At 31.5% G+C, this 23,832-nt stretch carries 23 protein-coding genes and 1 pseudogene; 16 read left to right on the forward strand and 8 right to left on the reverse strand.

The features are described 5' to 3' along the window. The first annotated feature begins 31 nt into the window (after positions 1–31). The 7 genes and pseudogenes from AMD28_RS17415 (at position 32) to AMD28_RS17445 (ending at position 9,403) form a co-directional block, all read left to right on the forward strand. On the forward strand, positions 32–1,843 hold the full coding sequence (locus AMD28_RS17415; RefSeq protein WP_055445423.1) for an OstA-like protein: 1,812 nt from the start codon (positions 32–34) through the stop codon (positions 1,841–1,843). Between the two features lie 2 nt (positions 1,844–1,845). After that, a complete protein-coding gene (locus AMD28_RS17420) occupies positions 1,846–3,030 on the forward strand; it encodes an aspartate aminotransferase family protein (RefSeq protein WP_055445424.1) in 1,185 nt (394 codons plus the stop codon). Positions 3,031–3,169: 139 nt separating this feature from the next. After that, positions 3,170–4,555, forward strand: coding sequence for a tetratricopeptide repeat protein (locus AMD28_RS17425; protein WP_055445425.1), 1,386 nt, complete (start codon positions 3,170–3,172; stop codon positions 4,553–4,555). A gap of 55 nt (positions 4,556–4,610) precedes the next feature. Continuing rightward, positions 4,611–5,617: pseudogene (locus AMD28_RS17430) on the forward strand (DUF368 domain-containing protein). Next, positions 5,618–6,637, forward strand: a complete 1,020-nt coding sequence (locus tag AMD28_RS17435) for a DUF368 domain-containing protein (RefSeq protein WP_055445426.1) — start codon at positions 5,618–5,620, stop codon at positions 6,635–6,637. It abuts the pseudogene before it with no gap. After that, positions 6,630–7,367 (forward strand): shikimate dehydrogenase family protein, encoded by a 738-nt coding sequence (locus tag AMD28_RS17440; RefSeq protein ID WP_055445427.1) that lies wholly within the window; start codon positions 6,630–6,632, stop codon positions 7,365–7,367. The genes AMD28_RS17435 and AMD28_RS17440 overlap by 8 nt, the downstream gene beginning before the upstream one ends. Before the next feature lie 113 nt (positions 7,368–7,480). After that, a complete protein-coding gene (locus tag AMD28_RS17445) occupies positions 7,481–9,403 on the forward strand; it encodes a DUF349 domain-containing protein (protein ID WP_055445428.1) in 1,923 nt (640 codons plus the stop codon). A 234-nt stretch (positions 9,404–9,637) separates the two neighbouring features. Here AMD28_RS17445 and mazG read toward each other — a convergent pair whose 3' ends face one another. From mazG to ruvX, 5 genes are all read right to left on the reverse strand, one after another. Then, positions 9,638–10,411 carry a nucleoside triphosphate pyrophosphohydrolase gene (mazG, locus tag AMD28_RS17450; RefSeq protein WP_055445429.1) on the reverse strand — a complete coding sequence of 258 codons (774 nt, stop codon included), beginning with the start codon at positions 10,409–10,411 and terminating at the stop codon, positions 9,638–9,640. Between the two features lie 79 nt (positions 10,412–10,490). Then, entirely contained in the window at positions 10,491–10,910 is a 420-nt protein-coding gene (locus tag AMD28_RS17455) for a DUF5606 family protein (RefSeq protein ID WP_055445430.1), read from the reverse strand. Between the two features lie 56 nt (positions 10,911–10,966). Beyond that, the gene (gene def / locus AMD28_RS17460) at positions 10,967–11,557 is read right to left on the reverse strand and encodes a peptide deformylase (protein WP_055445431.1); all 591 of its coding nucleotides are present in this window, start codon (positions 11,555–11,557) and stop codon (positions 10,967–10,969) included. A 116-nt stretch (positions 11,558–11,673) separates the two neighbouring features. Then, positions 11,674–12,252: a T9SS type A sorting domain-containing protein gene (locus AMD28_RS17465; RefSeq protein WP_055445432.1), complete on the reverse strand. Its 579-nt coding sequence runs from the start codon at positions 12,250–12,252 to the stop codon at positions 11,674–11,676. A gap of 153 nt (positions 12,253–12,405) precedes the next feature. After that, positions 12,406–12,816, reverse strand: coding sequence for a Holliday junction resolvase RuvX (gene ruvX, locus AMD28_RS17470; protein WP_055445433.1), 411 nt, complete (start codon positions 12,814–12,816; stop codon positions 12,406–12,408). Positions 12,817–12,973: 157 nt separating this feature from the next. Here ruvX and AMD28_RS17475 point away from each other — a divergent pair, with 157 nt between their 5' ends. The 4 genes from AMD28_RS17475 (at position 12,974) to AMD28_RS17490 (ending at position 16,748) form a co-directional block, all read left to right on the forward strand. Then, positions 12,974–13,789: a 2,3,4,5-tetrahydropyridine-2,6-dicarboxylate N-succinyltransferase gene (locus tag AMD28_RS17475; protein ID WP_055445434.1), complete on the forward strand. Its 816-nt coding sequence runs from the start codon at positions 12,974–12,976 to the stop codon at positions 13,787–13,789. A 73-nt stretch (positions 13,790–13,862) separates the two neighbouring features. Further along, positions 13,863–14,915 carry a glycosyltransferase family 9 protein gene (locus AMD28_RS17480; protein WP_055445435.1) on the forward strand — a complete coding sequence of 351 codons (1,053 nt, stop codon included), beginning with the start codon at positions 13,863–13,865 and terminating at the stop codon, positions 14,913–14,915. A 2-nt stretch (positions 14,916–14,917) separates the two neighbouring features. Continuing rightward, positions 14,918–16,000: a CDP-glycerol glycerophosphotransferase family protein gene (locus AMD28_RS17485; protein ID WP_055445436.1), complete on the forward strand. Its 1,083-nt coding sequence runs from the start codon at positions 14,918–14,920 to the stop codon at positions 15,998–16,000. Beyond that, on the forward strand, positions 15,993–16,748 hold the full coding sequence (locus tag AMD28_RS17490) for a glycosyltransferase family 2 protein (RefSeq protein WP_055445437.1): 756 nt from the start codon (positions 15,993–15,995) through the stop codon (positions 16,746–16,748). Before AMD28_RS17485 ends, AMD28_RS17490 begins: the two co-directional genes overlap by 8 nt. 17 nt (positions 16,749–16,765) lie before the next feature. Here the strand turns inward: AMD28_RS17490 and AMD28_RS17495 are convergent, their stop codons facing one another. The 3 genes from AMD28_RS17495 to AMD28_RS17505 are packed head-to-tail and all read right to left on the reverse strand — an operon-like array spanning position 16,766 to position 19,482. Beyond that, entirely contained in the window at positions 16,766–17,524 is a 759-nt protein-coding gene (locus AMD28_RS17495; RefSeq protein WP_055445579.1) for a lipopolysaccharide kinase InaA family protein, read from the reverse strand. A gap of 16 nt (positions 17,525–17,540) precedes the next feature. Next, the gene (locus tag AMD28_RS17500) at positions 17,541–18,500 is read right to left on the reverse strand and encodes a WaaS/CpsH family glycosyltransferase (RefSeq protein ID WP_055445438.1); all 960 of its coding nucleotides are present in this window, start codon (positions 18,498–18,500) and stop codon (positions 17,541–17,543) included. 25 nt (positions 18,501–18,525) lie between these two features. Then, a complete protein-coding gene (locus AMD28_RS17505; RefSeq protein ID WP_055445439.1) occupies positions 18,526–19,482 on the reverse strand; it encodes a glycosyltransferase in 957 nt (318 codons plus the stop codon). Positions 19,483–19,567: 85 nt separating this feature from the next. Between AMD28_RS17505 and AMD28_RS17510 the strand changes: the two genes are divergently transcribed. The 5 genes from AMD28_RS17510 (at position 19,568) to AMD28_RS17530 (ending at position 23,728) form a co-directional block, all read left to right on the forward strand. After that, positions 19,568–20,128: an L-threonylcarbamoyladenylate synthase gene (locus tag AMD28_RS17510; RefSeq protein WP_055445440.1), complete on the forward strand. Its 561-nt coding sequence runs from the start codon at positions 19,568–19,570 to the stop codon at positions 20,126–20,128. Positions 20,129–20,201: 73 nt separating this feature from the next. Continuing rightward, positions 20,202–21,617 carry a CCA tRNA nucleotidyltransferase gene (locus AMD28_RS17515; protein ID WP_055445441.1) on the forward strand — a complete coding sequence of 472 codons (1,416 nt, stop codon included), beginning with the start codon at positions 20,202–20,204 and terminating at the stop codon, positions 21,615–21,617. A gap of 34 nt (positions 21,618–21,651) precedes the next feature. Next, positions 21,652–22,107 (forward strand): GNAT family N-acetyltransferase, encoded by a 456-nt coding sequence (locus tag AMD28_RS17520; protein ID WP_055445442.1) that lies wholly within the window; start codon positions 21,652–21,654, stop codon positions 22,105–22,107. Further along, positions 22,104–23,117, forward strand: coding sequence for a COX15/CtaA family protein (locus AMD28_RS17525; protein ID WP_055445443.1), 1,014 nt, complete (start codon positions 22,104–22,106; stop codon positions 23,115–23,117). The genes AMD28_RS17520 and AMD28_RS17525 overlap by 4 nt, the downstream gene beginning before the upstream one ends. A gap of 95 nt (positions 23,118–23,212) precedes the next feature. After that, positions 23,213–23,728, forward strand: coding sequence for an IS1096 element passenger TnpR family protein (locus AMD28_RS17530; RefSeq protein WP_055445444.1), 516 nt, complete (start codon positions 23,213–23,215; stop codon positions 23,726–23,728). Positions 23,729–23,832: the final 104 nt, after the last annotated feature.

Here is a 23,832-nt window from a genome sequence, read left to right on the forward strand (position 1 = left end):
TAATAGTTATTTTTACCACAAATTATAGATTTTGAAGGTAAAGCACATATATACATTATTACTATTTTTCTCTTTTGCTTTCGTACAAGCGCAACAACAGCAAATAGAAATTAAATATTCTGGATTCTTAGAATTTAAAGAAGCAGATACTCCTGGTTTAAAAATCATGACACGTGATGATTCTGGTCAAATTCATATTATACACGAAGGTGTAGACATGTGGTGTGACCAAGCACTACTCTACTCCAATGATAATTTTGTGGAAGCCTACGGAAACGTAAAAATGAAACAAGGAGACAGCATTAACATGACCTCTAAATATGTAGAGTATAGCGGAAAAACAAAACTAGCATTTGCAAGTGGCGATGTTATTTTAAAAGAACCAGCTTCTACCTTAACCACAGACACCTTGTATTTTGATCGTGCAAAGCAACAATCGTTTTACAAAAGTGGTGGAAAAGTAGTACGAGATTCTTCTGGAACGATTACTAGTCAAATTGGTCGTTACTATATGAACTCCCAAAAATACCAATTTGTAAAAAATGTAAAATTGGTAAATCCGGATTACACTATTGATACCGAACGATTAGATTTTTTCACAGAAACAGGTCATGCTTTTCTTTATGGACCTTCGACTATTGTTACTGCAGACAGTAAAATCTACTGCGAAAAAGGCTTTTTTAATACCGAAACCAAACAAGGTTATGCTGTAAAGAAATCTAGGATAGATTATGAAAATCGTATTTTTGAAGGAGATAGTATGTACTTTGACAACAACCAAAGCTTTGCTTCTGCAACCAATAACATAACAGTTACAGACACCATAAACAAGAGTATTGTAAAAGGGCATTACGCTGAAATATACAAACTCAAAGATTCCGTTTTTATAACCAAACGTGCTTTAGCTATTTCGGTACAAGAAAATGATTCTGTGTACATGCATGCAGACACTTTAATGGTTACTGGTAAAGCAGAAAAAAGAATTACAAGAGCGTATAAAAATGCTAAGTTTTTTAAAACAGACATGAGCGGAAAAGCAGATTCTATTCATGTAAACCATCTAACAGGATTAACACAACTTATCAACCTAACCAATACAACATCTAAAGAGGCATTTGTAACCAAAAGACAACCTATTCTATGGAATCTTGGCAACCAAATGACTGGAGATACTATTCAAATAAAATCGAATCCGAAAACCGAAAAGTTAGATTCCCTTTTAGTGTTTGACAATGCTTTCATTATTAGTAAAGACACACTTGGTGCAGGTTATAATCAAATTGTCGGAAAAATACTTATTGGTCTTTTTGATGAAGACAATACACTAAAGCAAGTAGATATTAACAAGAATGCGGAGTCTATTTATTTTGCTAGAAATGAAAAAAACGAATTAGTAGGAATTGACAAGTCTAAATCGGGAAGCATTATGATGCTATTTTCCAATGGAGATATTGATGAGCTCCGAAAGATCAGACAAGTAGACGGAAAGACCTATCCAGAATCTGAATTTCCTGAAAACGTAAGAAAACTGCGAGGGTTTAATTGGAGAGAAGAAGAAAGACCTAAAAATGTTGAAGATCTGTTTAGCGATGATCCTCCTTTAGTGCTACCAATAATTAAAGGGTTAGAGGATTATATCCCTCAAGAAGACTTCTTTGATGACGCTATGTTAGAACGAATGGACAAAGCAGATAAGTCGGAAGCAAAAAAATCGAAGACACCAGTTACGAACCCGAAAGCATCTAGAAACGTACCGAAAAACAGTCTTAACAAAGGTGTTATGGCTCCTGCTCCTACTTTACTAAAAGAAAAATCACAGTTAATAGAACCTAAAAAAGATTAGTCATTAAAAAAAATTTCTTAACATATCAAGCGCAAACTTCTACGCATCCTTTAGCCATGGAAATTTCTAATGCCGAAGGATCGTACATTTATGACGCGAACCAAAAAGCATATTTAGATTTTGTAGCAGGAGTTTCGGCATGCACACTTGGACATAGACATCCAAAAGTAGTTGCTGCACTAAAAGAACAAATAGATAGTTATTTACATGTCATGGTTTATGGGGAATACATTCAGAAACCTGCAGTAGATCTCACCAAGTTAATAGCAAAGCATCTCCCAAAATCTTTAGAAAAGACATATTTAACAAATTCTGGAACCGAAGCTATTGAAGGGGCTTTAAAATTAGCAAAACGAGCTACAGGAAGAAGTCAAATTATTGCTGCAAAAAAAGCATATCACGGAAACACCATGGGTTCTATGAGTGTTATGGGATTTGAAGAACGCAAACAAGCATTCAGACCTTTACTTCCAGATGTTTCGTTTATTGGTTTCAATAACGAAAAAGATTTACAACAAATCACCACAAAAACGGCCTGTGTTATTTTAGAAACCATTCAAGGTGGTGCAGGTTTTATAGAACCAAAAAACAATTATTTACAAAAGGTTGAAGCACGTTGTAAAGAAGTTGGTGCTCTTTTAATTTTAGACGAAATACAGCCAGGAATTGGTCGTACCGGAAAGCTTTTCGGTTTTCAAAACTACAACTGTACTCCAGATATTTTAGTTACAGGAAAAGGTCTTGGTGGTGGCATGCCAATTGGTGCATTTACTGCTTCATCAGCTCTTATGGATTTACTACAAGACAATCCGAAACTGGGACATATCACTACCTTTGGTGGGCATCCTGTAATTGCTGCTGCTGCTTTAGCAACTTTAAAAGAAGTGACAGAAAGTGATTTAATTGCCCAAACTTTAGAAAAAGAAGCCCTTTTTAGAAAACATTTAGTGCACCCATTAATTACAGAAATTAGAGGAAAAGGATTAATGCTGGCTGCGTTTACTCCTTCCGCAGAAATAACAAATCAAGTTATTTTACGTTCTCAAGACGCTGGTTTAATATTATTTTGGTTGCTTTTTGAGCAAAAGGCAATCCGAATTACACCTCCATTAACCATTTCTAACCAAGAAATAATAGAAGGATGTGGCATTATTATTGCTATTTTAGATAGTATACAAGCAAAATAACACCTTATAACCTACTATTATTCAACTGTAAACAACAAAATCATTGCTGTTCATTACTTTGTTAAAAACATTTAAAGAATTACCACGTATTAGCTGTTTAGAATAGTACATTTATTATAGTAGAACTATACAATTGCCTATGGAGTTTAGTCAAAACGACAACAACAATTTACCGCTTACAAAATTTGAATCGATGTTAAAAACAAACAACGTGTTGTTTTTCGATTCAGAGGAGTTCGAGAATATTATACATCATTATCTTAATCAAGGTAAGGTTGCATTAGCTAAAAAAGCCATCAAATTAGGTTTAGAGCAGCATCCTACTTCTGTAAATTTAAGATTGTTTAAAGTAGAAGTGTATATTTTTGAAAATGAACTTACCAAAGCAGATAAGCTCTTAAATGAGCTTCACAATCTAGAACCACAAAACGAAGAAATTTATATTCAGAAAGCAAATATCTTTTCTAAACAAGACAATCATGCAAAAGCAGTGGATGTATTAATAAGTGCATTAGAGTTTGCAGATGACACTACAGATTTATACTCTTTAATAGGTATGGAATATCTATTTTTAGACAAATTTGAAGAGGCGAAACAAAACTTCATGAAGTGTTTAGAACAAGATCTTGAAGATTATTCTGCACTATATAATATGATTTATTGTTTTGATTTTCTAGATCAAAATGAAGAAGCTATAGAATATTTAAATGAATATTTAAACACGAATCCATATTGTGAGGTTGCTTGGCATCAACTAGGGAAGCAATATTATACAACAAAAGATTTCACCAAAGCACTTGCTGCTTATGATTTTGCAATTATATCCGACGATACTTTTGTTGGTGCATATTTAGAAAAAGGAAAAGTTCTAGAAAAATTAAAAAGATATGAAGAAGCCATAGAAAGCTACACCTTATCCTTGCAATTAGACGATCCTACTTCCTTTGCACTTTTACGTATTGCACAATGCTATGAAAAATTAGGAAAGGACGATTTAGCTGTTCAATATTTTTATAAAACAGTACACGAAGACCCTTTATTAGATAAAGGTTGGATTGCTATCACTAAGTTTTATAACAAAAAGAAAAACTACAACAAGGCTTTATATTATATCAATAAAGCAATAAATATAGACACAGAAAATGTGGTTTATTGGAAGCTTTATGCAAAAATAAATCACCGTTTAAACTTTTTAGAAGAAGCAGAACGCGGATTTAAAAAAGCTTTAGAATTAGGTAATTACGAAGTTGATACCTGGATTGCTCGTGGAGACATCCTTTTAAAACTTGGAGAGCAAGAAGCTGCTATTTATAACTTTTTGCAAGCTGCAGAATTTCATCCAGAAAATGCAGAATTAGAATATAGACTTGGTGGTTTATACTTTTTACAACATGAAACAGAAAAAGGTACATTTCATTTAAAAAATGCGGTTCGTAATAATCAAGAATATGCTTTTATTATTGAAGAACTTTTTCCTAATGTTTTTGATAAACCAATGGTGAAAAAGTTACTAAAAGTAAAATAATACAAAAATTGTCTTCTTAAAATATTACCTTTGGATTTAGCAAAAAAACCAAAGCATGCAAAGACGTTTTATTGACTACTTAATCATATCTTTTAAAGGAATGGCAATGGGAGCAGCAGATGCTGTTCCAGGAGTTTCTGGAGGAACCATCGCTTTTATTTCTGGTATCTATGAAGAACTTATAAATACCATTAGCAACGTAAATTTAAATACTTTAAAAGTTTTAAAGACCGAAGGAATTAAAGCCTTCTGGGAAAAAGTAAACGGTAACTTCTTACTAGCTCTTTTATTAGGAATGGTAGTAAGTTTTGCTTCGTTTATGAAGCTTGCAAAATACCTTATCGAGGAACATCCCGTTTTAATTTGGTCTTTCTTTTTCGGACTAATTATAGCCAGTATTCTTTTTATAGCCAAGCAAATTACAAAGTGGAATCTAGCAACCATCATAGCTGTAATTATAGGTGCCGTTCTTGCGTATTATATAACTTCATTGCCTTCTATGGCAAGTAATGACAATCCATTTTTCTTATTTTTCGCTGGAGCAATTGCTATTTGCGCAATGATTTTACCCGGAATTTCAGGATCTTTTATTTTAGTAATTCTTGGCGCTTATAAAACATTAAGTGTTGCTATTGATAGTTTAGATTTAAAAAAAATAGCCATTTTTGCTTTAGGTGCTATTGTAGGTTTATTAAGTTTTTCACGAGTTTTAAAATGGTTATTTAAACATTATCACAATATAACATTAGCCGTATTAACTGGCTTTATTTTGGATCCCTAAACAAAATTTGGCCTTGGAAAAAAACCATCTCTGTGATGCATGATACCACAAAAGAAGTGGTTCCTTTTTCTACTGTTAGTGATTTAGGAACACTCTCTGTTTATCAAAAAGCAACTCAAGATTTTGAAAGCTATAAAACTATTGTAGAGAAGAGTATTTTACCCTCTAATTATTCCGATGTAAATCAAATAGACGCACAAGTACTTGTAGCAATGTCCTTAATGGTGGTTGGATTTTTAACCATTTTTATACTTGAAAAAACAGGAAACAAAGTAAAATAAATGGAACAAACCAGAACATTTACAGACAAAATGTTTCTAGTCTTAAAAGGATTAGGAATGGGAGCTGCGAATAAAGTTCCTGGTGTTTCTGGTGGCGTGGTTGCTTTTGTTGCTGGTTTCTATGAAGAGTTTATCTATTCGCTTCAAAAAATAAATGGCAAAGCCTTTAAACTTTTAATTAACGGAAGATTTAAAAGTTTCTTCACTTATATCAATGGTCGTTTTTTAAGCTTGTTATTCTTCGGAATGATTATTAGCTATTTTAGCGTTTCCAAAATATTAGATTATTTAATCATCCATTTTGAGCTTTATGTTTGGAGTGTTTTTTTCGGAATGATTATAGGTTCCATATATTACATTAGTAAAGATTTTGAAGACTGGAATTTTAAAACCTATCTAGCGCTTTTTATAGGTATTACCATTGGCGTAAGTATTAGTTTTTTAGATCCTGCTAAAGAAAATGATAACCTTTGGTTTGTATTCTTTTGTGGTATTATTAGTGTTTCTGGGATGACCCTTCCAGGTTTTTCTGGTTCTTTTATTTTAATTCTTTTAGGTAATTATGTACTGCTATTAGTCGATTCTGTAAATGCTTTGTATGATAGTTTTGCTAATATGATTAAAGGCGATTTTTCATTTTTAAAAAATGCCGAACGCTTAAGAATGCTAAAAGTACTTGTAGTATTCACACTTGGCTCTTTTGCAGGTTTGGTAACCTTTTCCCATGTATTAAGTTATATCTTGAAAAACTACAAAAGTATTACAACTGCTTCCATTATTGGTTTTATAGTAGGATCTTTAGGTGTCGTTTGGCCATTTAAAAAAACGGTTTATAAACTAAATGAAGATGGTGGCTTTTTAATAGATTCCGCTGGTAGAAAAATTATAGAAAACTACAAACGTTTTATACCAGAACTTAACCCCGAAACCTACCTTGCTATACTATATACTATTATTGGTATTGCAGTAGTTTTGGCTTTAGAGTTCTACGGACGAAAAACAAAAAAAACAAATGCGTAAATTCGGATTAATAGGAAAAAACATAGATTACTCATTCTCGCAAACCTATTTTGCTGCAAAATTTAAAACGGAAGAAATCACAGATGCTTCGTACCAAAACTTTGATTTAGAAAGCATCACAGATTTCCCTGCCCTTTTAGAAGACACCAATATTAAAGGTTTTAATATTACCATTCCGTATAAAGAACTTATCATTCCGTATGTAGATACCCTAGATAAAAACGCAGAAAAAATAGGAGCAATAAATACTATAAAGTTTACAAAAAAAGGAAAACTAAAAGGATATAATACCGATTACTACGGATTTAAAAACGCCATACTACCACACTTAAAACCACAACATACGGCTGCATTAATTCTAGGAACCGGAGGCGCAAGTAAAGCTATTGCCTATGCTTTAAAGAAGCTTAATATTACATACACCTATGTTTCTAGAAGCGCTACAAAAGAAAATCAAATTACGTACCAACAGCTAACAGAACAAATTGTAAAAAACCATACCGTAATAGTAAACTGTACCCCTTTAGGAACATACCCCGACATTAATGCTTGTCCGGATATTCCTTATAAAGCAATTACAGAAAAACACTTACTTTTTGATCTTATTTACAATCCAGAAGAAACTACTTTTTTAAAGTACGGCAAGAAAAAAAACGCAACCATAATTAATGGTTACAAGATGTTGCAATTACAAGCAGAAAAATCTTGGAAAATCTGGAACAAGCAATAAATACGAGTACACCTAAAAATTCATTTAGTTAATACTAGCTTCTTTTTTGAAAGTATAAGCCTTGTTTAGTATCTTTAACCCTATAGTACTTTTACGAACCAATTATTTTTATAATGTCAGAGAAAGATAACCTGCTGCAAGCAGACGGAAAATTAGAAAATCAGTCTACAGAAAATTCTGCTAAAACAGAAGAAAAAACAGTAACTGAACCAACAGAAAATCAGGAGATACCAGAAAGCCAAGATGAAGTTTTAAACGAAATTGAAGCTGTAAATGCGGAAGATGCTGAAGATGAAGATACAAAAGGGAGGCACGAAATAGAGGTAAAAGACTATCATGCAATGGAGCTAGAAGATTTAGTTGCAGAACTTGAAAAGTTGGTAAATGACGAGAAAGCGCAAGCAATTAAAACGCATGTTGAAGATATAAGAGCAGAATTTAAAACAAAATTCAATGTGCTTTTAGAAGACAAAAAAGAAGAGTTTTTAAACGAAGGAGGTAATGAAATCGACTTCCACTACTCTAGTCCAATACACAAACAGTTTAAAGAAACGTATTTTGTGTATCGTGATAAACTAAAAACTCACTACCAAAGCATTGAAAAAAACCATAAAGATAATCTAGCAGAACGCTTACGTATTATTGAAGAAATAAAAGGTTTAATTAATGTAGAAGAAAACATAAATACAACCTACAAGTATTTTAAAGAGCTACAAGAACAATGGCGAAATGCTGGTGCAATACCAAGAGATAAATACAATAATGCTTGGAACACATACCACCATCACGTAGAAATTTTTTATGATTTCCTTCATTTAAACAGAGACCTTCGTGATTTAGATTTTAAACACAATCTAGATCAAAAATTAAAAATAATTGAAAGAGCTGAAGAATTAGCACAAGACGATAATTTAAATCGTGCTTTTAGAGAACTGCAAGTTTTACATAAACTGTGGAAAGAAGACCTTGGTCCTGTTGCAAAAGAAAACAGAGATGAAATCTGGAATCGATTTAAAGCTGCAACCAAAATTATCCATGACAAACGTCAAGATTATTTTAAAGACTTAGATAAGATTTACGAACTAAATCTAGAAACAAAACACGCTATAATTTCTAAAATTGAAGCCATTTCTAAACAACCTGTAAAATCTCATAGTGCTTGGCAAAACAAAATAAAAGAAATTGAAACTTTACGAAAAGAGTTTTTTAGTGCTGGTAAAGTTCCTGTAAAAGTTAATGAAGCTACTTGGTCTAAATTTAAAGATGTTGTTAGAGATTTTAATAGAAATAAAAATGCTTTTTATAAAGACTTAAAAAAAGAACAACACAATAACCTAGATAAAAAATTAGCTTTAATTAAAATTGCTGAAGAAAATAAGGATAGTGAAGATTTTGAAACCACTACACCACTGATGAAGAAAATTCAAAATGAGTGGAAAAATATTGGTCATGTACCAAGAAGAGATAGTGACAAAATTTGGAAACAATTTAAAGGTGCCTGCAATCACTATTTTAACAAGTTTCATGCTACTAAAGATGCCGAAAACAAAGAAAGCTTAGAAGTATACAACAAAAAGAAAGAGTTGTTAGACAACATGAAAACTCTGGAAATGAGTGGTGACAATAAACAAGACTTACAACTTATTAAAGATCATATTGCGCAATGGAAAGCGTTAGGTGCTGTGCCTCAAAACAAACGTTATATAGAGGGGAAATACGGTAAGGCTTTAGACGCTTTATTTGACGCTCTTAAAATGGATAAAGAGGAAGCAGAAATGATTAAGTTTGAAAACAAGTTAGAAAACTTAAGCAATGCTAACGACAGTAGATTCTTAGATAATGAACGCTCATTTATTAGAAAGAAAATTGATGAAGTAAAAGGGGAAATAAACCAGTTAGAAAACAATTTACTTTTCTTTAAACATGTAAAAGACGATAATCCTCTTGTAAAAGAAGTCTACAAAAATATTGAAAAACACAAAAGTACTTTAGCACTTTGGAAAACAAAACTGAGTAAGATTAAAGAGCTGTATTAGTTACAAAGCTCCTTGTATAAAAGACTAAATCCTATTTGAATAAATAAATTATTCAAATAGGATTAGTTCCTAACTAAACTAACTAAACTGTTATTTTTTAAGATAAAAAACAACTTTGATATAAGATGACACTTTAAAAGAATTTGATTCTGCTATTAATCTACTCATGAAAGTAGTGTCATTTAATAGTATATACGGGGGAAACTTAATTTTGGATTTCGAGAATTAAAAAAATTACATTTTTTTCGCTTCTTCCCAGAAAACATCCATCTCTTCTAGCGTCATATCTTTTAAGTTTTTATTTAAAGCCTTTGCTTTTTCTTCTAAATATTGAAAACGTTTTATAAACTTCTTATTCGTGCGTTCTAATGCATTCTCTGGATTTATATTTAAAAATCTAGCATAGTTAATCATAGAAAACAAAACATCCCCAAATTCGCTTTCCATGGCTTCTTGGTTTTCTGCTTTTACTTCATCTTGAAACTCTTTAAGCTCCTCTTCTACTTTTTCCCAAACCTGTTGTGGTTCTTCCCAATCAAAACCAACACCAGCAACCTTATCTTGTATTCTATTTGCTTTTACTAAAGCGGGTAAACTTTTTGGGACACCTTCCAAAACACTATTTTTTCCTTCTTTAAGTTTTAAGTTTTCCCAATTTCGTTTAACATCTTCTTCATTTTCGACTACCACATCGCTGTAAATATGCGGATGTCTATGTATCAATTTATCACAAATACTGTTGCATACATCTGCAATATCAAAGTCTTTTGTTTCGCTTCCAATTTTTGCATAAAACACAATATGCAGCAATACATCACCAAGTTCTTTTTTTACTTCTTCTAAATCCTTATCTAAAATAGCATCACCAAGTTCATAGGTCTCTTCTATGGTTAAATGACGTAAGGTTTCCATGGTTTGCTTTTTATCCCAAGGACATTGTTCACGTAATTCATCCATGATAGTTAACAATCTATCAAAGGCTTTTAGTTGATTTTCTCTAGCATTCATAATTTGGTGTTTTGGTAAATTTACAAACAAAAAATCCAACTACATGAGTTGGATTTTTAAAATATTATAGTTGAAAAGCTTATTCTTCTTCGTCTGAAGATGCTTCTTTTTTATCAAAGTCTAACATATTATGCTTTTCTAATAAATTATACCATTGAATGATTTTTTTAATATCACTCGCGTATACTCTATCTTCATCATAATCTGGTAATACTTCAAAAAAGTATTCCTCTAATTTGTCTTTACTTTCTTTATGACTAACAGAAGTTGGTTTACCATTTTCTTTCGTTTTTATTTTACTTAAAACTTCTCTTAAAGGTAATTCTTCTTGTAATGTGTAAACAGCAATTTCACTTAAAATGCTGACATTATGTTGCATATTAACAGAAATCTTTTTTTTGTCTAATAAAGATTCTGCAATAAAACCACCACGTGTTTGTGCTATTAATTTATATAATCCTGGTCTTCCAGAAATGGATAATACTTTATCTAAACTCATATGCTTCTTTTTTTAACGATGGCAAATATCAAGCGTTTGCCAATGCAAAACAAATTTTATCGTTTCTTTTTTTGATTAGGAAACTTCATTTTATAATCGATACCTATTTTCCCTTTAGATATGTTAGCCAGTTTCCCTTTAATTAAACGCTTTTTTAAAGAAGATAGTTTATCTGTAAATAAAACACCTTCAATATGATCATACTCATGTTGTATCACTCGAGCTATTAATCCATCATACGTTTCTGTATGTTTTTTAAAGTCTTCATCAAAATACTCTACAGTAATTTCTGGTTTTCTAAAAACATCCTCTCTAACATCAGGGATACTTAAACAACCTTCATTAAAAGGCCATTCGTCTCCTTTTTCTTCTAAAATCTTAGGATTGATAAAGGTTTTTTTAAAGCCTTTAAAAGCTTCCTGTTCTTCTTTAGTAAAAGATTCGTCTTCTGCAAAAGGTTCTGCGTCTACAATAAACAAACGTATTGGCAATCCAATTTGCGGAGCTGCTAAACCAAGACCAAAAGCGCCATACATAGTTTCGTACATATTAGCAATTAGTTCGTCTAGTTTCGGGTAATCTTTAGTAATGTCTTTTCCTACTTTTTTTAAAACAGGATCTCCATAAGCTACAATAGGTAATATCATGAGGTATTTTAAATAATTTCATGCAAAAATACAATACTTACGGAACTACTTAGCTAAAAAGCACAAAAAAACTCCTTAAAATTTAAGGAGTTCTTAATATGATAGTCGTTTATTTTTTAATTCATTATAATTACCTTTCTACTAATTGTAGTAATATCTGTAATAATTTGTGCAATGTAAATACCATTTTCTAAATTAGAAACATTCACGCTTACACTACTTAAATCCGATGTATCGGTGCTTAACATTTTCTTTCCAGTAACATTATATATCTCTACTTTAACAGAAGTGTTAATACCTAATTTAATATTTAAGTTATCTCCACTAGTAACAGGGTTAGGATATACTTTAATCATGGATTTAAAAATCATTTCAAATTCTTCAGCAGATAACGTTCCTCCTGCGTATTCACAAATAGAAAATCCGAAATCAACAGCAATATCACTAGTATCTGTTAAAGCAGCACCTGAAGTTAATTCAAAAACAGATAATTCATCTCCACAAGAAGTTTGCGTAAAAATAGAAGTACCAACACTAACTGTTGTTGGTCTATCCATACAGTCTGATGTTCCTGCATCATATATAAAATATAGATTAGATGCTGTTGCGAATCCAGTTGGTGGACAAAATTGTGCTTGAATTTGAGTTGCCGAGAATAATGCTAATACTAGCATTGTTAAGTAGTAATTTTTCATAAGTTTAATAATTTGGGTTGCAACAAATATATAATTGAAAATATATAACCAACTAATTTTTAGATGACTGCAATCAAATTTTCGTTGTTCTGTTTTTTAATGCAAATTAAACCGATGAAATGCACGTTCTTTTGTAAAAAACAATGAAAAACCTTATTTAGAATACAAATAACTCTGTAAAATAATGGTAGCACTAATTTCATCTACCAAAGCTTTATTTTTTCGCTTCTTTTTAGATAGACCAGAATCTATCATCGTTTGAAATGCCATTTTAGAAGTAAAACGCTCATCTACGCGTTGCATTGGCATTTCAGGAAAAGCTTTAGTGAATTTTTTAATAAAACCTTGAATAGCTGCTTCACTTTCTGAAACCTCATTATTCATTTGTTTTGGTTCCCCAATAACAACCAATTCTACTTTTTCGGAATTAAAATATTCTTTTAGAAAAGAAATTAATTCTTTAGTATGCACTGTAGTCAAGCCAGAAGCGATAATCTGTAATTCGTCGGTTACAGCTATTCCTGTTCTTTTAGTACCAAAATCTAAGGCTAATATTCTTTTCATAGTGCTGCAAATTTAAACTTAATTTTTAAGCTTCAATAGCTATACCATATTTTTAATGTAACCATTTACTTTTATCAATTATAGATTTATCTTTGCACAAGTATATTTTTAAACAAAAGAGGTTTCCGCTTTAACGGAAATGATAATATAATTTTAAATGAAAGAATTACAACAGCTTATTGAAGCAGCTTGGAACGATAGAGAACTATTAAAAGAACCACAAACTACATCAGCAATTAGAGAAGTTGTAAACTTATTAGATTTAGGAAAACTTCGTGTTGCAGAACCTACTACCGATGGCTGGCAAGTAAATGAATGGGTAAAAAAGGCTGTAGTTTTATATTTCCCTATTCAAAAAATGGAAACTTTTGAAGTTGGTATTTTTGAGTATCATGATAAAATTCCGTTAAAAACGGGTTATGCAGCAAAAGGGATTCGTGTAGTACCGCATGCAGTAGCAAGACATGGTGCATATATTGCTCCGGGTACTATTTTAATGCCAAGTTATGTAAATATAGGTGCTTTTGTAGATGAAGGAACTATGGTAGATACTTGGGCTACTGTTGGTAGTTGTGCACAAATTGGTAAAAATGTACACCTTTCTGGTGGCGTTGGTATTGGTGGTGTTTTAGAACCTTTACAAGCAGCTCCAGTTATTATTGAAGATGGTGCATTTATTGGCTCTCGTTGTATTGTTGTTGAAGGTGTACGTGTAGAAAAAGAAGCAGTTTTAGGTGCTAATGTAGTATTAACTATGAGTACCAAAATTATTGATGTAACCGGAGACGAACCTATAGAAACTAAAGGTGTAGTGCCAGCACGTTCTGTTGTAATCCCTGGTAGTTATACCAAAAAATTTAAAGCTGGAGAATTTCAAGTACCTTGTGCTTTAATTATTGGAAAACGTAAAGAAAGTACCAATAAGAAAACATCTTTAAACGATGCGTTACGTGAATATGATGTAGCGGTTTAAAATAGTTGGCAGTATGCAGTCGCAGTAAGCAGTACTTACTCCTGCTTAATTAATAATAAAATACTCTTAGAGTTTGAAGATACTAGTTGTTCAACAAAAAATGATTGGTGATGTACTAACAAGCAGTATTCTGTTTGAAGCATTACGTGCAAAATATCCAGATGCGCAATTAGATTATGTCATTAATTCGCATACGTACGCGGTTGTAGAAAACAATCCGTTTATAGATAATTTTGTTTTTATTACTCCGGAAATGGAGAAAAGTAAAAGGTCATTTTATAGGTTCCTAAAAACGTTAAAAAAAGAAAAGTACGATGTGGTGATTGATGTTTATGGTAAACTAAGCAGTACACTTATTAGTAAATTTACTTCCGCTAAAACAAAAATTGCATACCATAAAAAACATACTGCTTTTGTTTTTACGCATCCTATTAAAAGATTAAAGAAGCCTGAAAACAACGCCAGTTTAGCCATTGAAAACAGATTAAAACTGTTAGAACCATTGGCTATTCCGTTTAAAAATACAACTCCGAAAATCTATTTAAAACCGGAAGAAATTACGAATGCTAAAACGTATTTAGAAACCGCAAACATACAAAGTAACCAACCTTTGTTTATGATTAGTGTTTTAGGGAGTAGCCCAATAAAAACGTATCCTGCCAAATATATGGCTGCATTATTAGATAGCTTAGTTGCCAATAAAAAGGATGCACAAATACTGTTTAATTATATTCCAAAACAAAAAGAAGAAGCGAAAGCCATTTATGATTACTGTTTAGCCGAAACGCAAAAACACATTTATTTTGATGTCTTTGGAAAAAGTTTAAGAGCATTTTTAGCCATAACGCAACAATGTGATGCTTTAATAGGAAATGAAGGTGGTGCGAATAATATGGCAAAGGCATTAAGCATTCCTACCTTTACTATTTTTTCGCCTTATTTAAACAAAGCGAATTGGTTTAGCGAAAACGAACCAGGAAATAATGTTGCTATACATGTATCGGACTATATCCCATATAATGAAACCGATAAAGCGGAAGCAAAAAAAGATCCAGAAAAATATTACTTAAAGCTTAAACCTGAATTTATTAAACCAGAACTTAAAACCTTTTTAAGTACCTTATAATCATGAATTATAAATTTTTAATTTATATATCGTATAGTTACGCATTACCAATTGGTACGCCTCTAGAGGAAGAAATCACCAAACGTGGTTATACCGTAAAATGGTTTGCAGATATTGCCGATGGTAAAAAAGCAATACAGCAAAAAAGTAATGCTTTACAGACGATACAAGAGGTTTTAGATTATAAACCAGATGTTGTTTTAACTGCAACAGACAGTGTTCCCGATTTTATTACGGGATTAAAAGTGCAAGTTTTTCATGGTTTTAACGCACAAAAAAGACCTTCAAAGAAAAATGCGTTTAGTCATTTTAGGCTTCGTGGTTTTTTCGATTTGTATTGTACCCAAGGTCCGTCTACCACCAACGGTTTTAAAGCACAACAAAAAAAGCATCCCTATTTTGAAGTTGTAGAAACGGGCTGGAGCAAAGTAGATCCTTTATTTCCAATAGAGAAAAGAGAAAGTAATAATACCATTATGATTGCTTCTACTTTTACCGAAAGTTTAAGCCTTGCGTACAACGATTCCGTTTACCAAGAAATTAAAAGACTATCTCAAACTGGCACTTTTAATTTTATTATGGTTTTGCATCCTAAACTTCCAGAAGCTATTGTTAGCAAATGGAAATCTATAAACAATCCGAATTTCACATTTTTCGACACCACAGATTTAACGCCATTATATAAGCAAGCAGATATTATGTTTGCAGATACTACTTCGGCAATTCAAGAATTTTTATTGCAGAAAAAACCAGTAGTCACTTTTAATCATACTTTTAATCACGACTACTTATTACATGTACATGAAGCTTCCAATTTAGAAAAAACGTTTCAAGAAGCTTTGTCGTATCCCGAAGATTTAATTCAAAGTATCACACATTTTCTTCAAGATTTACATCCATATTTTGACGGAAAATCTAGCCAACGCATTATAGATGCTGCTATTACATTTTTACATAAAGATAAAAGCTATTTAAAACAAAAACCCTTAAATTTGGTACGAAAGTATAAAATGCGAAAACGACTAAATTACTTTACTTTTAAAAGCTATAATAAAGCATATACTCTACTTAAAACGAATGACTAAACTAACAGCTCTTATTCCTACAGGAAATGAAATTCATAATATAGAAGCTGTTATTGCATCTGTAAGTTTTGCAGACGAAATATTAGTCGTAGATAGTTTAAGCACAGATGGTACTTTTGAAAAGGCGCAAGCATTAGCAACCAAGGTAATTCGTCGGGAATATGAATATTCTGCTTCTCAAAAAAATTGGGCAATTCCGCAAGCGAAACACGAATGGATCTTATTAGTCGATGCAGATGAGCGTGTTACTCCAGAATTAAAAGCAGAAATACAAACATTATTAAATCAACCAGAAATAGAACATGATGCCTATTGGATTGGTAGAATGAACCATTTTATGGGAGAACGCGTACATTATAGTGGTTGGAGAAACGATAAGGTTATTCGTCTTTTTAAACGCGATTTATGTACCTATGAAGATAAACATGTACATGCCGAAATAATAGTGAATGGCACTATTGGCAACTTAGAAAGCAAGTTTTACCACAATACCTATATTACTTTTGATAAGTATCTAGAAAAAATGAATCGTTATGCTTGGTGGCAAGCAAAAGATTACGATAAAAAAACAGGAAAACTAACGCCGTATCATTTTGTGATTAAACCTTTATGGGGATTTTTTAAACATTATTTTATACAAGCAGGATTTAGAGATGGTCTTGTAGGACTTACTATTGGAACCATACAATCGTATGTGATTTTTATGCGTTATGTAAAATTATGGTTATTGCGTAAAGGAAGAGAATAATTCTTTACTCTTAAAGATTACTTCTTCCAGAACTTCAACTTCTTTTTTAAGCGTTTTTTCTTGTAAAACTTTTCTTGAAACGCTTGTGTATCCTTCCACATTAAATTAAAAATAACATCATAATCTTCACCCGAAACTTTTGCATATGCATCACTCATGGTTTCTACCATAGATTTATGTATCGTAAGTCTTTCAAAGTTTTGAATTCTTGTTTCCAAAGACATTGGCTTAAATTCCATTCTATTTAAATCCACCAAATAAAATTGGTATTCGCCTCCTACTTTTTTAATTAAAGTATTCCCTGGGGAATGGTCTAAAAAATTAATATTACTTTCATGAAGCTTATAAGTAAACCTTGTAAAGGCTCTTAAAATAGCGTCGTGATCTGGATAATCAAGGTTTCTACTGAGTTCTCTATAGGTTAAATCGCAATCTAAATGGTCACTTATATAATAGCTCTTTTTAAATAAAAAGAAGGTTTTAAACTCATAATATGCAATTGGTTCTGGCGTACCAATACCAAGTTCTTTTAGCTTAGAAGCATATTCAAAAGAGCGTTGTGCTTTACTTTTTCTGAAAAACTTGTAGGCTATTTGATTAAAGATATTTGGTATACGAAACGATTTTACAACAACTGTTTTATCGTTTAATTTAAAAAGCTTTAGTGAGTTTCTATCTTGATTTCCAAAAGTTTCTCCTTCATCATTAAAATTAAGGATCATGGAAGAAAGCACTTTCTCTTGTGCTTGAAACGTTTTATGTATTACATTTTTCATTTTCATCAACTCCTTCTTAGTTTAAATTAAATACGGTATTTACCCAATTAGAAATGTGGTACTTATTAATAATTTCAGCATCTACTTCCTTATAAGGTGTTTTAAAGAAATCTGGTGAAACATGCATATTATCTACATCAATTATAGCGATATTATTTGGATCATAAAAATCATAGCTTGCTAAAGAGGCATTGGTAGTAATCAATTTTTTATGTTTCCCTAAAGCTTCAAAAACTCTAAAAGACAAGCCTTCTTGCTTAGGTCTTTGTATATCTAACATGGTTTTAGATTTATCCACCATTTTCTCCATTTCCTGCAATTCTATTTTTTTATCAATATAATCTACTCCTTCTATTTTAGTTATGCTTTTATCTCTTGTATAAGCTATTAATTTATACCGTATGGAAAGGGATTTAAAATAGTTTGCAATAATAGGCAACGTATTTTCACGCTTATCTAAAGAGCTGATATTAAAAATATCGTATTCAAATGCTTTATCGGCATGAAACTTTTCAATAGGAAAATAAATATAATTACTTACAAAATGAAAGTCAAACTGTTCCACATCTTTCCTTTCAAACGAAAAAACAGTATCAAAAACATTTTGCACTTTTTTCATTCTTGGATATCTTGAAAAACTATCATTAAAAAAAGCAATTAGCTCGTTGGTATAGTTCTTCTTGATGTGTTTCAATGTTTTTTTAGATAAATTATCCCCTTTTATTATTAAGATTTTATCTTGTTTCCCAATAGCTTCTAGGTTTTTAAGGATATGTTTATTTAGGTGTACACGTTTCATATTATAGTTGAAAAATGTTTTCAAAAAGAAATTTATCCCTTTATGAAAGAAGCTAGGATACTTATATAAAAATGCATCAAAATTAATATGATGCACTTCGTGATTTTGTTTCATCAATTCATCACAAATAAATTGATTAAACTTCCATTTATCTAGTCCAATTAAAGTTATTTTCATCGGTTATAAAATAGTATTAATTGGTTTATTTTCGTTTTAATTTCAACAGTAACAACTGCCTTTTATGTATTAACTTTTTAAATATTGAAATTCTTTTTTCCAATATTAAATCAAAATATTTAGGCACTTGTTTTGCAATATTTAAATGTTCTAAGGCAAAGTTTCGTAAAAAGGCACCATTTTTTTTATCGTACTTTTTAAACTCTTCAATTAATAATTCTTTGGTGTATGTTTTATTATACGTTCTTCCAGAGCAATTATTATATAATATTTCACTTACATTTTCATGCACATAACCATCGCCTTTATTCCCCATGTATTTTCTGTTATCAAAAATGATAACGGGTCTACCACAAGCCATGGCGTCATAAGCAGATCTACCAATACCTACAACCATATCTACTTGATTAATGATATCTAAAACTTCAGTAACAATTGTTTTTTCTTGCTTGTTTGCTTCTAAAAATTCTATATTTAAATCTTTACAGACTTCTCTTAGCAACACATTTGCTTTTTCACTTTGAGATAAAGACAAAACACTTTTTAACTCCTCATGAATAGGATGAATCGCATGATATTTTTGACAATTAATTCCGTTATAAATTACAGTAGCATCTAATTGGTATTTCGATTTTAAATAATCTTTTATTTCATCGGATATAGCAACATATCCATCTGCAAAAATAGATGGCTTTTCGACTCTTGGTGTAGTACCATGAATGGTTTGTATGATTGGTGCATTGGTTAGAAAATATAACAACCTCACTATTTTATTGTGATTTGCAAAAACAATATCATACGAACGTCTTGTTTTAAAACCAACTCCTAATTCTTGTTCTATCCTATTAGATACTTGGCCTTTTCTTCTTGTATAATATTCTACTTGATGCCCTTGTTTTAATAATTCTTGTATTAAAGTAAAGGTGAAAGTTTCTGTACCTCCAACGCGCTCTAATTTATTATTTGCTACTAAAACATGCATATTCTTTTTTCTTCAAAATTAAAAAAATTAAATAAAGTAATTATATAAAGACTATTTAGTTTAAATATATTTGTAATAAAAAAAATTGCATCAAGAAATAAAGAAAACGATTGATATCCTTAAACAAGGCGGAATCATACTCTATCCCACAGATACGGTATGGGGAATTGGCTGTGATGCAAGCAATGCGAAAGCTGTTGCAAAAATCTACAAGCTTAAAAAACGCATAGAAACTAAAGCGATGATTTGCTTAGTTGCAGACGTTAGAATGTTAACTAAGTACATAAAAAGAATACCCGACGCTGCACAAAGCATTTTTGATGTTGCCGAAAATCCAATTACCATCATTTATGATGATGCACAAAACCTAGCACCAAATTTAATTGCAGCAGATAAAACCATTGCGATAAGAATTCCGGATGATGAATTTTGCTTCCAAATTTGCAGAAAACTTAATGGTGCAATTGTATCTACCTCAGCAAATATTAGTGGTGCTCCTACTCCAAAATCCTTTAAAGAAATACCTCAAGAGATTATAAAAGGTGTAGACTATGTTGTAAATTTGCACCACGAAAAAAAAACAACAAAACCATCGTCTATTATTAAGTTAGGCAGCAATGGTATTGTTAAAGTTATACGAAAATAAAATGCTAACTTCAAGTATCCAATTTCAATAGGTGAATTTGTTATTTGGAATTTAGTTTTTTGGAATTTTTTTTATGAATTACAAACACGCATTACAAAATAAAATATTCAAAATCATTTCGCAATCTGCAAAAGAACTACACTTAGATAGCTATGTTATTGGTGGCTTTGTTCGCGATTTTATTTTAGAACGAGGTACTGCTAAAGATATAGATATTGTTGCTATTGGTAGCGGCATTGAATTAGCAAAACAAGTAGCAAAAAACATCCCCAACCAACCAAAAGTACAAGTATTTAAAACCTATGGTACAGCAATGCTTCGCTATGAAGACATTGAAATTGAATTTGTTGGTGCAAGAAAAGAATCCTATAACGAAGACAGCAGAAACCCCGTTGTAGAAAATGGAAGCTTACAAGACGACCAAAACCGAAGAGATTTCACTATCAATGCACTTGCTTTAGATTTATCGGAAGAAAATTTTGGAGACCTTCTAGATCCTTTTCAAGGCATTGAAGATTTAGATGCTAAAATCATTAAAACGCCATTAAATCCAGATATTACCTATAGTGATGATCCATTGCGTATGATGCGAGCTATTCGTTTTGCTACACAGTTGGATTTTATTATTGAAAAAGATTCTCTTGACGCTATTAAAAGAAACAACGAACGAATACATATAATTACCAAAGAGCGTATTGTTGTGGAACTAAATAAAATTTTAGAATCCAAAAAACCTTCCATCGGATTCTTATTATTAGAAGAAACCGGCTTATTAAAACACATACTTCCAGAATTATCTGCTTTAAAAGGAATTGACGAAGTAGATGGTCAAAAACATAAAGACAATTTTTACCACACTTTAGAGGTGGTAGATAATATTGCTCCAAACACAGATAACCTTTGGTTACGTTGGGCAGCACTTTTACATGATATTGGAAAAGCACCAACAAAAAGGTTTAGTAAAAAAGTAGGTTGGACCTTTCATTCGCATGAATTTGAAGGTTCTAAAATGGTGTATCGCTTATTTAAAAGACTAAAAATGCCATTGAATGACAAAATGAAGTTTGTCCAAAAAATGGTTTTTATGAGTTCCAGACCTATTGTATTAGCACAAGATGTTACCGATTCTGCAGTACGCCGTTTGGTTTTTGATGCTGGTGAATATGTAGACGATTTAATGACGCTTTGCGAAGCAGATATTACGACTAAAAATCCACATAAATTTAAAAAGTATCATAACAACTTTAAGATTGTTCGTGAAAAAATTGTAGAAGTAGAAGAAAGAGATAGTGTACGTAATTTTCAACCACCAATATCTGGTGAAGAAATTATGAAAGCTTTTAATTTAAAGCCTTCCAAAGAAATCGGACTTATTAAAGAAGTGATAAAAGAAGCTATTTTAGAAGGAGAAATACCGAATGAATTTGATGCCGCTTTTCAGCTAATGTTAAAAGAAGGAGAACGTTTAGGACTAACAAAAAGTGAGTAGTAGGCAGTTTTTCAGTAAGTAAAAAAACAAAAAAATGGATTTAGTTAGAACGAATTCTGAAAATAACGACTTTGTTTACTTAGTAAAACAACTAGATGCCTATTTAAAAATAACAGACGGAGAAGAACACGACTTCTATAACCAATACAATAATATTGATGTTTTACAACATGTTATTGTAGCATACATAGATAACAAACCTGTTGGTTGTGGTGCTTTTAAAGAATTTCATACAAGTAGCGTAGAAATAAAACGCATGTTTACAAAACCGGATGCAAGAGGAAATGGCATTGCTGGTAAAATACTACAGGAACTAGAAAATTGGGCTAAAGAGTTACAGTATAAAACCTGCATTTTAGAAACAGGAATTAGACAAGTGGAAGCGGTTTCCTTTTATAAAAAAAACAAGTATCAAATTATTCCTAATTACGGTCAATACGTTGCTATGGAAAATAGCTTATGTTTTGAAAAAGAATTAATTCAACAATGAAAAAGGACAATAAAAAAGTAATCTACTGGCTGTTTACTGGCTGTTTATTAATCTTCGTTATGGTAGTAGTTGGTGGTATTACCAGATTAACAGATTCTGGTTTATCCATCTCTAATTATAAATTAATAACTGGAACTATTCCTCCTATTGGAGAAGCGGCTTGGCAAGAAGCTTTTGCTTTATACCAACAATATCCAGAATTTCAAAAATTACATTCTCATTTTACATTAGAAGATTTTAAAAGTATCTATTTCTGGGAATGGTTACACCGCGTCATTGGTAGATTAATTGGTATGATTTTTATTATTCCATTTTTATACTTTTTAGCAACCAAACAGCTTACCAAAAAAACAATAAAAAAATGCATCGTACTGCTTGTGCTTGGTGGTTTTCAAGGTTTTTTAGGTTGGTATATGGTAAAAAGCGGATTAGTAGATAAACCAGATGTAAGTCATTTTAGATTGGCAGCACATTTAACCACAGCCTTTTTAACTTTTGCAGCAACCTTATGGGTTGCTCTAGATTTAATATTTCCAGAGAAAAAAGCTGTCGACAAAAAGTTTAGAAACCTTATTGGGATTGGTTACATCCTATTAATTTTTCAAATTATTTATGGTGCTTTTGTAGCTGGTTTAAAAGCCGGGTTACTACATAACCATTGGCCTTTAATGAACGAAGGCAAATTTATGCACGAAACCGTTTATATCCTTCATCCGTTTTATAAAAATCTTATTGAAAACCCAAGTGGTATTCAGTTTATACATCGAACAGTTGCTTATATAGTGGTTCTTTTTATATTCATTATATGGTTTCAAGCAAAAAAGAAAACAACTACTAGATATCAAAAAATAGCAATCCATTCCTTATTAATATTGGTCGGATTTCAATTTTTATTAGGTGTACTAACCATTATATATCAAGTACCATTAGTATTAGGTGTTGCACATCAAATTGGTGCATTTTTCCTATTAAGTGCTATGACATTCACACTGCATCGTTATAGTAGATAAAGTAAAAAACGCTTTAATTAAAATACCAAAAGTTGGAATTTAGTTCTTGGTTTTTAGAGTATGGAAATCGTATCTTTGCAAAATAATATTTTACCATGATTTACAGATTTAGAGTAGTACTAGATAATGACACCGAAGAAGATATTTTTCGTGATTTAGAAATCCGAGAAACAGATACTTTAGAAGACTTACATAACATCATCACCCAGTCTTTTGGTTTTGACGGATTAGAAATGGCTTCCTTTTACATAAGTAATGATACTTGGGAACAAGGCGAAGAAATCTCGATGTTTGATGTTAGCGAAGGTGCTAATGCTGTGCGTTTAATGAACGAAACTGCAATTAACGATGTATCACATGAAATGGCTACCAAACTAATTTATGTGTACGACTTTTTAAGCATGTGGACCTTTTATGTAGAGCTAGCTGAAATTGTAGAGGAAGCCGAAGGACAAGATTACCCAAACTTAATGTTTGTGCATGGACAAATTCCGGATGAAGCGCCTATTAAAAACTTTGAAAGTGAAGATTTAGATGAATTTGACGAGTTTGATGATGGTTATGATATTAACGATTATGACAATCTAGACTTTGAAGAAAACTGGAACTAAATAAAGTTCTATTATAAAATTTTAAGCACCCTAATTTAAATAATTAGGGTGCTTTTTCATTTTAACCTGTAACAATTTTCGGCTTCCCTCGTCTTACCTATAAC

Source organism: Lacinutrix himadriensis, assembly GCF_001418105.1.
Lineage (GTDB): Bacteria > Bacteroidota > Bacteroidia > Flavobacteriales > Flavobacteriaceae > Oceanihabitans > Oceanihabitans himadriense.